The organism is Bradyrhizobium sp. YR681 (assembly GCF_000282615.1).
In the GTDB taxonomy this organism is placed as follows: Bacteria; Pseudomonadota; Alphaproteobacteria; order Rhizobiales; family Xanthobacteraceae; genus Bradyrhizobium.
In genome coordinates, this window is sequence record NZ_AKIY01000259.1 from 1 (window position 1) to 14,681 (window position 14,681).

Below are 14,681 nucleotides of genomic sequence, written 5' to 3' on the forward strand. Positions count from 1 at the left end.
GGCGAGCCGCCGGCCGAGCGCGGCCCGCGGAAGAAGAGCTGAGGTTTGAGCCATGCCCCGGGTCTACGTCTCCACCGTCGTCAATGCGCGCAACGACCGCGTCTGGGCGCGGGTGCGCGACTTCAACGGCCTGCCGAACTGGCATCCGGCGATCGCCGAGAGCCGCATCGAGGGCGGCGAGCCCTCCGACAAGATCGGCTGCGTCAGGGATTTTCGCCTGCGCAACGGCGACCGCATCCGCGAGAAGCTTTTGGGCCTCTCCGACTACGACATGTTCTGCACCTATTCGATCCTGGAATCGCCGATGGGCGTCGAGAACTACGTCGCGACCCTGCGGCTCACGCCCGTCACCGACGGCGACCAGACGTTTATGGAATGGACCGCCGAGTTCGACTGCGCACCCGAGCGGGAGACGGAGCTCGTCGGCAATATCGGCGGTGGCGTGTTCCAGGGCGGCTTCGATGCCCTGAAGCGCGTGTTCGGAGGCTGATGGCGGTGCCGCATATCGTCAAGAGCACCATCCTCGACGCGCCGACCGATGCGGCGTGGTCGGTGCTGCGCGATTTCAACGGGCACGACCGCTGGTACCCGGCGGTCGCGACCTCCTCGATCGAGCGCGCGCATTCCTCGGACAAGATCGGCTGCATCAGGCGGTTCAAGCTGAAGGACGGCGCCGAGCTGCGCGAGCAATTGCTGGCGCTGTCCGATCTTGAACAGAGTTTCAGCTACTGCCTGCTCGATACGCCGATCCCGATGTTCAACTACATCGCCCATGTCCGCCTGCTGCCGGTCACCGACGGCGACCGCACCTTCTGGCACTGGGAGTCGCGTTTCACGACCAGGCCTGAGGACAGGGACCGCATCACCCACATGGTCGCCGAAGACATTTACCAGGCCGGCTTCGAGGCGATCCGCCGGCATTTGAAGGAGGCCGCATAGATGGCCGTGACAGTGAAGACCTTTGCCAGCGCCAGCGAGGCGGCCGGGGCGCTGTCCTCGGACCGCAGCGCGCGCTATCTCGGCGGCGGCACGCTGGTGATGCGCGCGCTGAACGAGGGTGATGTTGCGATCTCGACCGTCGTCCGCGCCCAGGACCAGGCGCTGACCCGGATCGAAGCAGCCGGCCCGCGCGTGACGCTGGGCGCGGGCGTGACCTTCGCGCGCGTGCTCGCCGAGCGCGACCTTGGATTCCTCCATGCCCCGGCCCGCTCGATCGGCGGCCCCGCCGTGCGCAACATGGGAACTGTGGGCGGCAATCTCTTTGCAACAAACCCCTACGGCGACTTCACCGTCGCGCTGCTGGCGCTCGATGCCACCATCGCCGTGCAAGGCGGCTTCGGTTCGCGCGACATCCCGATTGAAGAGTTCTTGCAGGCGCGCGAGCGTCAGGCCGGGACGCTGGTGCTGTCGGTGTCCTGCACCCGGCCGGTGAGCACCGAGGCCTTCCGCTATCGCAAGATCGCGCGCATCAAGCCGAAGGGCGGCTCGGTGATCACGCTGGCTGCGCATCTGCCGATCAGCGGTGGCCGGATCGCGGGTGCCCGCATCGCACTGGGCTCGATGGCCCCGACGCAAATCCGCGCCCGCGCCGCGGAGCGCGCGCTGGAAGGCCGCTCACTCGATGCCGCGACCATCGCGGCCGCGGCATCCGCCGCGACCGAAGGAACATCGCCATCCGACAACGCGCTCGGCAGCGCCTGGTACCGCCGCGAGATCGTCGGCGTGCATCTGCGCCGTTTGCTGTCGGGACAGGAATAGAGCCCCATGTCCAAAATCCCCCTGCAATTTCGTCACAACGGCCGCGACGTCGCGATCTTCGTCGATGGCGGCACCAATCTGCTGGCCGCGCTGCGCGAGCTGATCGGCGACATGACGCCGAAATTCGGCTGTGGCCAGGGCGGCTGCGGCACCTGCAGCGTGCTGATCGATGGCGAGCTTCATCTGTCCTGCCTGACGCTGGCGGAAACCGTCGCGGGCCGTTCGATCGAGACGCTCGACGGCATGAAGCAGGGTCCGAACCTGCATCCGCTCCAGCGTGCCTTCGCCGACAATTTTGCCGCCCAGTGCGGCTATTGCACGCCGGGCATGCTGATGGCCGCAAAGGCGCTGCTCGACCGCAATCCTTCGCCGAGCCGCGACGAGGTGATCGAGGCCATTTCCGGCAACATCTGCCGCTGCACCGGCTACGAGCCGATCATCAACGCCATCCTCGCCGCCGCCGGCGGCCGGGTCAGCGCGTAAGGGAACGCGATCATGCTGGAACTGCGCAAGGACATTTTCGCCGACGAGCGCGACGATAACCTCAAGGAAATCGGCAAGGGCACCCAGCGGCAGGACATGCTCGGCCATGTCACGGGCACGTCCAGCTACTTCAATGACCACAAGCTGCAAGGCATGCTGCATCTGAAGGTGGTCCGCTCGACCCAAGCCCATGCCAGGCTACGCCGCATCGACACCACCGAGGCCGAGCGATCGGCCGGCGTGCGCCGGATCATTCGCGGCGCTGACGTGCCGGTCAATCTCAACACCCTTCTGAGCCTGATCAATTTCGGCAAGGACGACGAGCCGTCGCTGGCGGTCGACAAGGTGCGCTACAAGGGCGAGCCGATCGTCGCCATCGTCGCCGATAGCGAGCGCGAGGCCTTTGAGGCGATCGCAAAGGTCAAGGTCGACTACGAGCCGTTGCCGGCCGTGTTCGACGTCGAGGATGCGCTGAAGCCCGGCGCACCCGTCGTCAACGAGACCTATCCGAAAAACACGTTCACCTATCACGATGTCTACGACCACCAGAAGCTGCGCTTCGGCGATGCCGACGCGGCGCTCGCAACGGCAGACCACGTGCTGGAGCAGCGCTACCAGATGTCGCCGATCGAGCACGCGCCGACCGAGACCAACGGTGCGATTGCCGCTCCCGACACCAACGGCCGCTATGTCGTCTATACCTCCACGCAGGCGCTGTTCTTCTCGGTCGACACCTGCGCCAAGATTCTGGACGTTCCGTCCAACACCTTCCACTTCATCGGCGGCACGGTCGGCGGCGGCTTTGGCGGCAAGGTCGACACGCTGACCGAGCCGCTTGCCATTCTCGGCGCGATGCTGACCGGGCGGCCCGTGCGCTACGTGTTCGGACGCGAGGAGGAGATGCAATACGGCCCGCCGCGCGGCGCCGAGCGCATCTACATCAAGGACGGCGTGATGCGCGACGGCCGTGTCGTCGCGCGCAAGATCCGCGCCTATTTCGACAGCGGCGCCTATACGCGGCTCTCCAGCTACGCCGCCGTGAAATGCGCCGCGCATCTGCCCGGGCCCTACACCATCCCCAACGTCTATGGCGACGTCTATTGCGTCTTCACCAACCGCACGCCCGCCACCGCCATGCGCGGCTTCGGCGTCACCGCGATGGATTTCGCCATCGAGTGCCAGATGGACAAGCTGGCTCACCTCGTAAACATGGACCCGATGGAGTTCCGGATTCTGAACGCCTATCGCGACGGCGACATGAAGGCACACCGGCGCGAGGCCAAGAACACTGCACTGATTGAATGCGTTCAGGTCGCGGCCGAAAAAGCAAAATGGCCGCTCCGCGAGGAGTTCAAGCGGGCCGCCTCGCGCAAGGACGGCGGCGGCAGCCGCGCCGTGATTCCACCGACGCCTACGGACTCTTCGCGCGCCAGGTCAACAGCGCCGGTCCAGCAGCGCACCAGCTATGACCGGCTTCCGCCCACCGTCACCCGCGAGCCGCCGCGCGATCCGCCACCACCGGCACCGCCGCCGCCCCCACCACGGCCGGCCGCGCCCTCGCATGGCGCGACCCGCTTCTCCTCCGTCTTCGGCACCAGGAGGCGTTAGATGACCCGGCATCGTGGACGCGGCATCGCGTCGATCAACTATCCCATCGGCATGAACCTCGGCGGCGATCCCAGCCAGGCGCTGGTACATTCCAACCCGAGCGGCAAGTTCACCGTGGCGCTGTCGTCGATCGACCTCGGTCAGGGCATGAAATCGGTGACGCGCCAGATCTGCGCGGAGACGCTGGGTGTGCCGGTCGAGGACGTCTATGTCGACACGGCGGATTCCGACACCGGCCCGCATTGCATGGGCTCGTTCGCCTCGCGCGGCACCCACCGCGTCGGCAACGCCGTGATGGCCGCGGCCCGCGAGGCGCGCGGCGTCATGATGGAGGCGGCCGCCGAGGAACTGGAGGTCAATGCCGCCGATCTCGAAACTGACGGGCGCGGCAACATCCACGTCAAGGGCGCGCCGCACCGCTCGATCTCGACCAAGGATGTCGCGATCGCTGCGCAATTCAAGCAGGGCAAGACCATTTCCGGCCGCGGCATCTTCCTGGTGCCGCTCTCCGCCGTCGACCCCGAAACCGGCGAGATGTCGCCAGCGACCTGCTACGCTCATGCCTGCCTCGTCGCCGAGGTCGATGTCGATGACGAGACCGGCGAAGTCGCGATGGTGCGGATGGACTCCGCCTATGAGCTCGGCCGCGCGCTCAATCCGCGCCTCGTCGAGCAGCAGCTCGTCGGCGGCGCCTGGATGGGCGTCAGTCACGCGCTCTACGAAACGCCAGAGCCTTATTATCCCGAACCTGTTCACGGCCCGCGCGACTTCGTCGAATATCTGATGCCCGGCCCCGGCGACATCTGCCCGCACGATATCGCCGTGCTCGAGCGTCCTGCCCCCGACGGTCCGTTCGGCGCCAAGGGCCCCGGCGAGATGTGCGCCAATCCGGTCCTGCCTGCAGTCGCCAATGCGATCTTCAACGCCGTCGGCGTCCGCATCGACGATCTGCCGATTACGCCTGAAAAAGTGCTGCGCGCGATCAAGGCCCAGGGCGGCGCGCGGCCGCAGGCCCGGCACTAAGGGATTTCGTCCATGGCGGTCCGCAGCAACATCGTCGGCATCGATAGCCCGGAGGCGCTGGAGAAGGCGCTGCGCGCGGCCTATTACCTCGCCGACGAGGGCCTTGCGACCGCCGCCTATCTCGGCCTTGCGCTGGGCAAGCCGCTGCTGCTCGAGGGCGCCCCGGGTGTCGGCAAGACGGAGGCCGCAAAGGCCATCGCCGCCGTGCTCGGCCGCAGGCTGATCCGGCTGCAATGCTACGAGGGCATCGACGCCTCCGCCGCGCTCTACGAATGGAACTATCCGCGCCAGATGCTCGCGATCCGCCAGGCCGGCGACGAGAGCATCGACATCTATGGCGAGACGTTCCTGATCGAACGTCCCATGCTCGCCACGCTGCGCGCGCCCGACTCCACCGTGCTGCTGATCGACGAAATCGACCGTGCCGACCAGGAGTTCGAGGCCTTCCTGCTCGAATTCCTCTCCGACTTCCAGATCTCGATTCCCGAGCGCGGCACCGTGCGCGCCGCCGAGCGGCCTGTCGTCGTGCTGACCTCGAACCGGACGCGCGATTTGCACGAGGCGCTGCGCCGCCGCTGCGTCTATCACTGGATCGACTATCCGACCGAGGAGCGCGAAGCACGGATCGTGATGCTGCGGGCCTCCAGCGTCGCCGAGGCGACCGCGCGGGCCGTCGTCGCCGCCGTCGGCAAGCTCCGCCGCGAGCCGCTCAGCAAGGCGCCCGGCATCGCCGAAGCCGTCGATTGGGCCGAGGCCGCGACGCTGCTCAACAAGGGCGGCGCGCGCTGGCCCGACGCCTTCAAGCGCTCGATCGGCGTGGCGCTGAAGGACGAGGAAGACCTGCACTTCATCTCGCCCCGCCTCGACGCCATGCTCGCGGAGGCGACGGCATGAGCACTGAGCTGCAACTGCCGCGAGCAGCGCGCGTGTTCGTCTCCTTCGTCGCGCTGCTGCGCGCCAACAACTTCGCCGTCGCGCCCGAACAGACCACCGCGTTCCTCACCGCGATCGAGCTGCTCGGGCCGCGCGACCTCCGGGATATCAGGCAGGCGGCGCTGGCCACCCTCGCCCCGCCGCCCGAACGCCGCACAACCTTCGACCGGCTTTTCGATCTGCACTTCCGCGGCAGCGAGGCGATCGAGCACGCCGACGACGGCGAGGACGACGAGACCGTCAGGCTTCAGGAAGAAGGTCACGGCGACGAGGAGCCGCTGCTCTCCGACGAGGCCAACGAGTCCGGCCTGACCGCGACACGCACCGAGGCGCTGGTCGAACGTCGCTTCGCCCAGCTCTCCACGACCGAGGCCCTCCGCCGCATGGCGCGCGAGGCGCCGCGACGCCTGCCGCGGCGGCGCGGACACCGGCGCATGCGCGCCCGCCGCGGGCCCTTCGCCGATCTCCGCCGCACCTTGCGCGACTCTGTCCGCAGCGACGGCGAGATCCTGCGGCTCGGCCACATGAAACGGCGCCAGCGCCCGCGAAAGTTTCTGCTGCTGATCGACGTCTCCGGCTCGATGAAGAGCCGCACCGAGGAGAACATCAAGCTCGCCCATGCGCTCGTGCAGGCCGCGCCCAATGTCGAGGTCTTCACCTTCGGCACGCGGCTGACCCGCGTCACCCGCGCGCTGCGGCTGAAGCGCCGCGAGCAAGCGCTGAGTGCAGCCGCGCATCTCGTCAGCGACTGGGACGGCGGCACCCGCATCGGCGATGCGCTGCAGGCCTTCCTCGCGGTGCCCCGCTTCGGAGGCTATGCGCGCGGAGCGGCCGTCGTGGTCGTCTCGGACGGGCTGGAGCGCGGCGATGTCGATGCGCTGCGCGACGCGGTGGCAAAGCTGTCGCGCCGGGCCTGGCGCGTGAGCTGGCTGACGCCGCTCGCGACAGGACCGGGATTCCAGCCGCAGACCGAAGCCCTCATGGCGATCGCGCGTTATGTCGATGACCTCGTCGACGGCGGATCGAGCGCGTCGATCGTCGCGCATGTACTGGCACTGGGACGAAGGAGAGTTGCGTGACCGAGATTGTCGACGGGCATCACCACATCTGGCGGCAGGCCGACCTGCCCTGGCTGACCGGCCCCATGCAGCCCCGCATCTTCGGACCCTACGAGCCGATCCGGCGCGACTATCCGATTGAGGAATATCTCGACGACCTCAAGGGCACCGGCGTCACCCGCTCGGTCTACGTCCAGACCAACTGGGCCAACGACCGTTTCGAGGACGAGACGGCCTGGGTACAACAGACCGCCGAGGAACATGGCTGGCCGCATGCGATCGTCGCCTACGCCAATTTTGCCGTGGACGACGTGCGCCCGCAGCTCGACCGCCTCAAGCGCTATCCGCTGGTGCGCGGCGTACGGATGCAGCTGCATTGGCACGAGAATCCGCTCTATCGCTTCGCGGCCAAGCCCGATCTCTGCGTCGATCCCGTGATCCGTCGCAACGTCGCGTACCTCGCCGACTACGGCTGGAGCTTCGATCTGCAGGTGTTCACGCCGCAGATGACGGACGCGGCGCAGCTCGCGGAGTCCTGCCCGAAGGTCACCTTCATCCTCCAGCATGCCGGCATGCTCGAAGACCTTTCGCCGGCGGGGCGCGCGGCCTGGCGCGCCGGTATGGCGAGGCTCGCGGCCTGCCCGAACGTCGTCTCGAAGCTCTCGGGGCTCGGCACCTTCATTCACCGCAATGAGCCCACCCACATCGCTGCCGTGGTCATGGATACCGTCGCAATCTTCGGCGCCGAACGCTGCCTGTTCGGCTCCAATTTCCCGATCGAGAAATTGTGGACCAGCTACCGCGAGCTGGTCGCTGCGTTTCGCACGGCTGCTGCGCCACTGAGCAGCGAGCAGCAAGACGCGATCTTCAGGACGACGGCCACGCACGTCTATCGGCTTTGACAGATAAAAGCAAAACAGGGAGGGCAACGAATGGCGCTGGAGATCAAGATCCTGGACTACGGCGATATCGAGCTTGAATCGAGCTTTCTGGTCCTCGGCCGCGATTGCGGCCGCACCCGCCGCGTCCTCACGCTCGGCTTTTTGATCCTCGGCGGCAAATATCCGGTCGTGGTCGACACCGGTTATCGCTCCAACCAGATCATGGAGACGCTGGGTATGCGCGGGTTGCAGTACCACGAGCACATGATCGAGAACCAGCTTGCGCGCCACGGCGTGCGCATGGGGGACGTCCGCTTCGTCTGCCACACCCACCTGCACATCGACCACGCCGGCAAGGACGATCTGTTCCCGATGAACACCACTGTGGTCGTCAACCGCAAGGAGCTCGAATATTCCGTGTCCGGCCTGATGCATCCGCAATACCCGGCGTCCGACATCAAGCATCTGATCGACCGCCTGCACACCAAGAGCGCGCTGCGTTTCCTCGACCTCGAGATCACCGGCCCGATCGAGCTGATGCCCGGGGTCTATTGCGACGCCGCCAACGCCCATACCGAGGGCTCGATGAACGTCATCGTCGAGACCGCAGACGGCATCGCCACCATCTGCGGCGATGTCATCTACGACTTCAACGACCAGATCGTGACGCCATTCAACGAGATCCACGACTGGGAGCCGCGCACCACCGGCAACCACGGCACCAGCAAGCGCGCGGAGAAGGCCTCGATCAAGAAGCTGCTGAGCAATTCGCGCTATCTGCTGCCGGTGCACGACCGTCCCGCCAAGATCGAAGGCGGCACGGTCGTGGGGCGGCTGCATGACCAGGTCCCCGGCCCCATCGTGCAGTCGCTGCCCGCACGCAACTGGTTTCCGGCCTGACGTGACCTGAGGATATCGACCGATGACGCATGTCACCTTGCGCTCCGAATTCGAGACCCTGATCGACCCCTATGCGCCGGTCGCGCAGGTGGGCACAGGGTTTGATTTCACGGAAGGACCGATCTGGCATCCGGTCGATCATTATCTCCTGTTCTCGGACATGCCTGGCGACGTGCGGCGGCGCTGGGACGCGCGGCGCGGCGTCGTCGAGGTCAAGCGCCCGTCGAACAAGTGCAACGGCATGACCTACGATGCCGAGCTCAATTTGATCGTCTGCGAGCACGCGACCTCGTCGCTGGTCCGCGAGCGGCCGGACGGACGGCGCGAGGTGCTGGCCTCCCACTTTGGCGAACAGGAGCTCAACAGCCCCAACGACGTCTGCGTGCACTCTTCCGGCGCGATCTATTTCTCGGATCCATGGTATGGCCGCATGCCGGTCTATGGCGTCGAGCGGCCGCGCCAGCTCGGCTTTCAGGGCGTCTATCGAATCGTGCCCAGCGGCGAACCCAAGCTGGTGGTCGACCGCAACCTGTTCGAACAGCCGAACGGGTTGTGCTTCTCGCCCGACGAAAAGCTGTTCTATGTCAACGACACCGTGCAGGCACTGATCCGCGTGTTCGACGTCAATGCCGACGGCACGTTGTCGAATGCGCGGGTGTTCGCAAGCGGCATCCGCTCCGAGCTCGAGCCGGGCCTGCCCGACGGCATGAAGTGCGACCAGCACGGCAATGTCTGGGTCACCGCGCCGGGCGGCGTGTGGGTCTATTCGCCCCGCGCCGAGCTGCTCGGGAAACTTCGCGTGCCCGAGATGGTCGCCAACCTCGCCTGGGGCGGGCCGGTTTTCCGCACGCTGTACCTGACCTCGACGCATTCGGTCTACGCTATCCCGACCAAGGCCGGGCCGCGGCACGAGCCCTATATGAGCGGCAGGCGTAGCAGCGGCGGCGCCGCGAGCGCCGGCCCTGCGGCTGCGGCGCCGATCCTCGCGGACGGCGACATGCGGCTCGATCCAAACCGCTGCGCCATGATCATCCAGGACCTTCAGAACGACGTTATCATGGACGGCGGCGCGTTTGCCGAGTCCGGCGCCCCCGGTCACGCGAAACAGCAGCATGTGGTCGAGAATGTCCGGCGCCTGGCGGAGTCCGCTCGCGCGCGGGGCGTCGCGATCATCCATGTCTGGTTCGTGGTCGAGCCCGGCGCCCCCGGCGTGACGCTGAATGCACCACTGTTCGAGGGCCTCGTCGACAGCAAGGCCATGGTGCGCGGCAGCTGGGGCGCCGCACCGGTCTCGGGCCTCGAGCCGCGGCCCGGCGATTTCGTGGTCGAGAAGATGCGGATGAGCGCCTGGGAAGGCACGCGACTCGAGACGATCCTCAAGGCCACCGGCCGCGACATGATCATCAACACCGGCGCCTGGACAAACATGTCGGTCGAGCACACTGCGCGCACCGGTGCCGACAAGGGCTATTTCATGATCGTGCCGGAAGACTGCTGCTCGACCATGAATGCCGACTGGCACTCCGCCTCGATCAACTTTGCCATGCAGAACGTTGCCGTCGTCACGCGGGCGGATGCCGTCATCAGAGCGCTGGGATGAGCGGTGGCAAAGCTCCTGCACCTGTCCTGCTCGCCACGCGTCGACTCCGAGTCGAGTGCTGCCGCGCGCATCTTCCTCGACAAGTTTCATCAGGCGCGGCCGGATTGGGACGTCGACATCTCGGACATCTGGCGGGAGCGGATGCCGGAATTCGCAGGCCCCATCGTCGAGGCCAAATATGCACGCATGATGGCGCAGACTTTCAGCGAGCCGCAACGTCACAGCTTCGCCGAGGCCGAGCGGATGGCGCTGCGCTTGTCACTCGCCGATCGGGTGCTGATCTCGACGCCGATGTGGAACTTCGGTATCCCCTACAAGCTCAAGCAATGGTTCGACATCATCGTCCAGCCCGGGCTCACCTTTCGATTCGATCCGTCGCGGGGCTATCTCCCTCTGCTGAAGGACCGGCCGACGCTGGTCATCCTCGCCAGCGGCAGTGACTTCGCCACCGGAATGAACCGCGGCCGCGTCGACATGGCCACGCCTTACCTGCGAGAAATCCTGCGCTTTGTCGGAATCAGCAACGTCCGTTTCGTGCCGGTCGGGCCAACCGCCGGACCGCAGCAGCCGATCGAGGCTGCCCGCGAAAGGGCCTATCAACGCCTCGCTGCAATGGCCACGACTTTCTGATGCCCGGCAACGCCGCCAATGCGAGCCGCCGTCTCGACGAAGTCGGTGAGGTCGGCGCTGACGTCGATCAGGCCGGGCAGCTCTTGCATGACCGCATCGTCATGGCCCGAGGATCCGCTCGATAGCCACGACATCAGCGCGGCGGGATCAGCGCACGCAGGATGTCCGGCTTCCAGGATTGACGCGCGCTGTCGAAGGCCGCGAAATCATGATCGAACTGCCAATAGGCCCACGACCAGCCAAGCCTGTCGGCGCTTCGTGCCACGAACGACAGATATCTCGCACGACTATCGGATGGCGCGCGCTCGTAGACCCCGAACTCGCCGAGATAGATGGGGCGCTGCGCTTTCTCCGACCAGAGACTCATCTTCCTGAAGTCGGCGGCTGCCCTCGCCTCGTCATCCGGACTGCCCCAATCCAGCGGGCCGATCCGTGAAAACGTGCGGGACCACGGCGCGCCCTGATGCGTGAATCGTATCGGCGCGTAGTAATGGAACGTGACGATAATGCTCCTGTCGTCGGCCGGCAAAACCAAGGCGTCGACAGGGATGTCATCCGAGTTGAGTACCGCGGCAATGACCGGCCGTTCGGGGTTGGTGCGGCGGATGATGCCCAGGCACGCGTCGAGGAGCGCATTCCAGTCGGCGAGCGTCATTTGCCCACCGGGCTCATTCAAGACCTCGAACACCAGCGCGGGGTATCTGCCGGCATAGCGCTCGGCGATCTGCCGCCAGAAGGCCTTGAGCTTGTCGGCGCATCCGGACACGTCGCTCTGGCAAACGTGAGTATCATGCTCGTCCAGGACGGGGATGAGGTTGCGCGCGAGAACTTCCTCGATGACGGCATCAAGTTGCCTCAGGACGGTCTCGTCCAGCACGTTCCCGGCCCCCATGAACTTGAAGCCGAAGAAATTGATCCTGACGTGTGAAAAACCGGCTCTCTTGATCGTCGTCAGATTGTCCAGGCGAAAGGGTGCGTTCTGGCCGCCTTCCCAGATGCCGTCATAACCGAGAATGTTGATGCCGCGCCCCAATTTCGGCAGTTCACGGGAAGCGGCCTGCCCGGCGCCAAGGGCGCCAAGCAATACAAAGAAAAGTGCCCTTGCCGCAAGGTTGAGGCTTCTCGGCCAGCGGGCACAGATGGCGGTCATCTTGCTTCCATTCTCAGAACGAGCGATCGGCCTGCCGCACCGGCCGGCATGTCGCAAGGAAAAACGCCACCAGCAGCACCGACGTGAACATCGTCGAGCGGAGAAACGTCGTCTCCGTAAAATTGGTCTGAAAACTCAGCACGACAAACCCGATGATGAGGGCGCAATGCGATCGTTCGATCGCGCGGGCAGAAATCAGACGGAGAACCTTGTTCGAAAACAGAAAGACGCTTCCGGCAAACAGCACGTACCCCAAAAATCCCGTTTCCATAAGGATCGCGATATAGCCACTGTGATAATTGTCGAGCACCCAGCCGTGGTTCTGTTCGAAATAGTCATAGACCGACGGGATGGTCCAAAAGCCGTTGATCCCGAAGCCCAGCAACGGTGCATCATCGAAATGGCTGATTGCGTAGTGCCAGATGAAGGTCCGCTCCGTCAGATCGATGGTCGCGTCGCCGACATGGATGGCGTCATATCCCGTCGCATAGAAGTAAAAGATCAACCCGCCGGCCAGCAAGCACATGACGAACGGGAGGATCGCGTAGAGCCTCATGCAGATGACCGACCACATCGCGGTTACCAGCAGCGCGCAGGCGGCCAGAGCAACAGCACCCGCGCCGCGCGATTCCGACGCGAGGACACAGGTTGACGCGAGCAGAAATGTCACGAGGAAAACCGTCCACCCCTGTCCCCTCATCTTCAGATAGCAGGCGAAGAACATCAGGTAGGCGCCGACGAAACCCAGCGTCTGCTTCGATTCATAGACGCCTTGCCATTGACCATTGTGCATCCAGCTATGGTCGATCCCGATATCGGGCACGGCGAGCGCGCAGAAGGCCGATGCGGCGACCAGGATGAAAAGCCCGAAGGCCGTAGCCCCGACGACCTCGTCCAGGTCGATCCGTGTCATCAGGCAAAATGCGCCGAAGGTCGTCATCGCCAGCGCCGCGCTCTTCATGATCGCCGCGGCACTCAGGCTGGTCCAAAACACGGAGATGACGGCGAAAGCGTAGAATGCGACCAGCGTGATCAAATCGGGGTTGAACTGCAAACGCAGACGCGGGCGCACGAATGCGCTTGCGTAGATGAGGACACCCCACATCAGGATCGCCACGGCCTGTTGCAGATAGGTCAGCTCCGCCGGCAGCAATGCGGTGTTGAAGGTGCCCATCGACGCAACGACGTTGATGGTGATCGAGCAGCCGATGGCGACCCTGGCAATCTTCTCGACGCCGCCGCTCCGCGTCTTCCAGATCGCGCTCCCGGGTCCCCCGGAGTCCACCTCGGTCTCTAGGCTGGCCATGAATTGACCTTCCTTAAACGCGGTTAATTATTTGCTAGCGCGGGTGGGCTCCCCGCACGCGGCTGCGAGGTATTAAGGGTTCGTTAACGATACGAAGCCGGTTCCATATATTAATGCAAATCCGACGCAGTCGGTATCTCGTTCCTCACTCCCCTGCTATAAAACGCCGGCTCGATTGATATTCCCGAGTGATGTGATTTCCCTGGTTCTGCATGAACACGTCCAGCAATAATTTCGATGTTGCCGCCGAGCAGGCATTCGATTTCATGTCTCCGGAATATGCAGAGCTGTTCGACGGCTCGGCCGCCACCGCGTTCCAGCATCCGCTCTGGCTGCACAGCCTCTACACCAGGCTGGCCTCTCATGCCGGCGCAAGCCCTCTGATTGTCGTGGTCCGCCGCCGCGCGACGGGCGCCCTGGCGATGGTGCTGCCCTTGCTCCGGATCCGACGCGGTCCGATACGGACCGTCGAATTCGCCGACCTCCGTGTCTCCGACTATCTTGCGCCGGTCTGCAGCCCGGACGTGTTTGCCGAGCTGCTCGGAGACGCGGATGCATGTGCCGAAATTCGCGATCTCGTCCGTCCCTTCGATCTGCTCCGGATGACCAAGCTGCCGGACGGACGGCTTCCGATCGAAAATCTCCTGGCAGCGCCCCGCCGGGCGGCGATGGAGACCAATGCCTATGCGACAGTGCTCGTCGCGCCGTTCGAGCAATGGCGGGCCAGTGCGCTGGATCGCTCCTACCAGAAGGAGCTCGCAAAGAAATATCGCCAGCTCCAGAAGAAGGGCGCGCTGGGTTTCTCATGCTGCGATGATCGAGCCTCCGTCTTCGATGCGCTGGAGGTGATGAGGAAATTCCGCGGTCCGCGCTTTCAGTCGCAGGGCGACGGAGACCTGCTCCAGCGCCCCGAATATTTCGACTTCTATTCCGACGTCGCGGTGCGCGGCCTCGGCTCCTTTGTGCGGCTCTATGCCATGAAGATGGATGGCCAGGTGATCGCCGCCGTGCTCGGATTGCACCATCGCGACAGTTTCCTCGTCATCATGAGTGCCTTCGATATCGACGGCTACAAGAGCCAGTCCCTGGGCGCGCTGATGTTCGAACACGTGGCAAGGGATTGCATCGAGCGCGGCGATCAGATGCTCGATTTCACCATCGGCGACGAGCCGTACAAGAAATTGTTCGGCGGACAGCCTTCGCCGATGTGGGCAGTCACGCAGGCCGGCAGCACCGCCGGCGCCATATCGCTGTTCGCCCTGAAGCAGGCGCCCTGGCTCAAACTGGCGGCCAAGCGAGTGTCGGAGTTTCGGCTCTCGCCAACCCGCACCTCCACGCCCACGCGCTGAGC

Annotated in this window: 17 protein-coding genes; 14 read left to right on the forward strand and 3 right to left on the reverse strand. The window is 65.1% G+C overall.

Annotated elements, in window-relative coordinates; translation table 11 throughout:
• Positions 1 to 52: 52 nt before the first annotated feature.
• The 12 genes from PMI42_RS27915 to PMI42_RS27970 are packed head-to-tail and all read left to right on the forward strand — an operon-like array spanning position 53 to position 10,874.
• Positions 53 to 490, forward strand: coding sequence for an SRPBCC family protein (locus PMI42_RS27915; protein ID WP_008140518.1), 438 nt, complete (start codon positions 53 to 55; stop codon positions 488 to 490).
• A gap of 5 nt (positions 491 to 495) precedes the next feature.
• Positions 496 to 939, forward strand: coding sequence for an SRPBCC family protein (locus tag PMI42_RS27920; protein ID WP_035966867.1), 444 nt, complete (start codon positions 496 to 498; stop codon positions 937 to 939).
• On the forward strand, positions 940 to 1,758 hold the full coding sequence (locus PMI42_RS27925) for an FAD binding domain-containing protein (RefSeq protein WP_008140522.1): 819 nt from the start codon (positions 940 to 942) through the stop codon (positions 1,756 to 1,758).
• A gap of 6 nt (positions 1,759 to 1,764) precedes the next feature.
• Positions 1,765 to 2,241, forward strand: a complete 477-nt coding sequence (locus PMI42_RS27930) for a (2Fe-2S)-binding protein (protein ID WP_008140523.1) — start codon at positions 1,765 to 1,767, stop codon at positions 2,239 to 2,241.
• A 12-nt stretch (positions 2,242 to 2,253) separates the two neighbouring features.
• The gene (locus PMI42_RS27935) at positions 2,254 to 3,849 is read left to right on the forward strand and encodes a xanthine dehydrogenase family protein molybdopterin-binding subunit (protein ID WP_008140526.1); all 1,596 of its coding nucleotides are present in this window, start codon (positions 2,254 to 2,256) and stop codon (positions 3,847 to 3,849) included.
• A complete protein-coding gene (locus PMI42_RS27940) occupies positions 3,850 to 4,872 on the forward strand; it encodes a xanthine dehydrogenase family protein molybdopterin-binding subunit (RefSeq protein ID WP_008140528.1) in 1,023 nt (340 codons plus the stop codon).
• 12 nt (positions 4,873 to 4,884) lie between these two features.
• A complete protein-coding gene (locus tag PMI42_RS27945; protein WP_008140531.1) occupies positions 4,885 to 5,766 on the forward strand; it encodes an AAA family ATPase in 882 nt (293 codons plus the stop codon).
• Positions 5,763 to 6,884, forward strand: coding sequence for a vWA domain-containing protein (locus PMI42_RS27950; RefSeq protein WP_008140532.1), 1,122 nt, complete (start codon positions 5,763 to 5,765; stop codon positions 6,882 to 6,884). Before PMI42_RS27945 ends, PMI42_RS27950 begins: the two co-directional genes overlap by 4 nt.
• Positions 6,881 to 7,765, forward strand: coding sequence for an amidohydrolase family protein (locus PMI42_RS27955; RefSeq protein WP_008140534.1), 885 nt, complete (start codon positions 6,881 to 6,883; stop codon positions 7,763 to 7,765). Before PMI42_RS27950 ends, PMI42_RS27955 begins: the two co-directional genes overlap by 4 nt.
• A gap of 30 nt (positions 7,766 to 7,795) precedes the next feature.
• The gene (locus PMI42_RS27960) at positions 7,796 to 8,644 is read left to right on the forward strand and encodes an N-acyl homoserine lactonase family protein (RefSeq protein WP_008140536.1); all 849 of its coding nucleotides are present in this window, start codon (positions 7,796 to 7,798) and stop codon (positions 8,642 to 8,644) included.
• 22 nt (positions 8,645 to 8,666) lie between these two features.
• Positions 8,667 to 10,244 carry an isochorismatase family protein gene (locus PMI42_RS27965; RefSeq protein ID WP_008140539.1) on the forward strand — a complete coding sequence of 526 codons (1,578 nt, stop codon included), beginning with the start codon at positions 8,667 to 8,669 and terminating at the stop codon, positions 10,242 to 10,244.
• 3 nt (positions 10,245 to 10,247) lie between these two features.
• Positions 10,248 to 10,874, forward strand: coding sequence for an FMN-dependent NADH-azoreductase (locus PMI42_RS27970; RefSeq protein ID WP_008140540.1), 627 nt, complete (start codon positions 10,248 to 10,250; stop codon positions 10,872 to 10,874).
• Here PMI42_RS27970 and PMI42_RS40675 read toward each other — a convergent pair.
• Genes PMI42_RS40675 through PMI42_RS27980 form a run of 3 tightly spaced genes read right to left on the reverse strand, consistent with a single transcriptional unit; the run spans position 10,841 to position 13,177 of the window.
• Positions 10,841 to 10,963, reverse strand: a complete 123-nt coding sequence (locus tag PMI42_RS40675) for a hypothetical protein (RefSeq protein ID WP_283805807.1) — start codon at positions 10,961 to 10,963, stop codon at positions 10,841 to 10,843. The genes PMI42_RS27970 and PMI42_RS40675 overlap by 34 nt on opposite strands.
• A gap of 44 nt (positions 10,964 to 11,007) precedes the next feature.
• Positions 11,008 to 12,024: a glycoside hydrolase family 5 protein gene (locus PMI42_RS27975; protein WP_008140545.1), complete on the reverse strand. Its 1,017-nt coding sequence runs from the start codon at positions 12,022 to 12,024 to the stop codon at positions 11,008 to 11,010.
• Positions 12,025 to 12,037: 13 nt separating this feature from the next.
• Positions 12,038 to 13,177 carry an O-antigen ligase family protein gene (locus PMI42_RS27980; RefSeq protein ID WP_240535292.1) on the reverse strand — a complete coding sequence of 380 codons (1,140 nt, stop codon included), beginning with the start codon at positions 13,175 to 13,177 and terminating at the stop codon, positions 12,038 to 12,040.
• Positions 13,178 to 13,190: 13 nt separating this feature from the next.
• Between PMI42_RS27980 and PMI42_RS40555 the strand changes: the two genes are divergently transcribed.
• Both PMI42_RS40555 and PMI42_RS27985 read left to right on the forward strand, forming a co-directional pair.
• Positions 13,191 to 13,337, forward strand: coding sequence for a hypothetical protein (locus PMI42_RS40555; protein ID WP_240535293.1), 147 nt, complete (start codon positions 13,191 to 13,193; stop codon positions 13,335 to 13,337).
• 205 nt (positions 13,338 to 13,542) lie between these two features.
• Positions 13,543 to 14,679 (forward strand): GNAT family N-acetyltransferase, encoded by a 1,137-nt coding sequence (locus tag PMI42_RS27985; RefSeq protein WP_008140550.1) that lies wholly within the window; start codon positions 13,543 to 13,545, stop codon positions 14,677 to 14,679.
• The last annotated feature ends 2 nt before the right edge of the window (positions 14,680 to 14,681 follow it).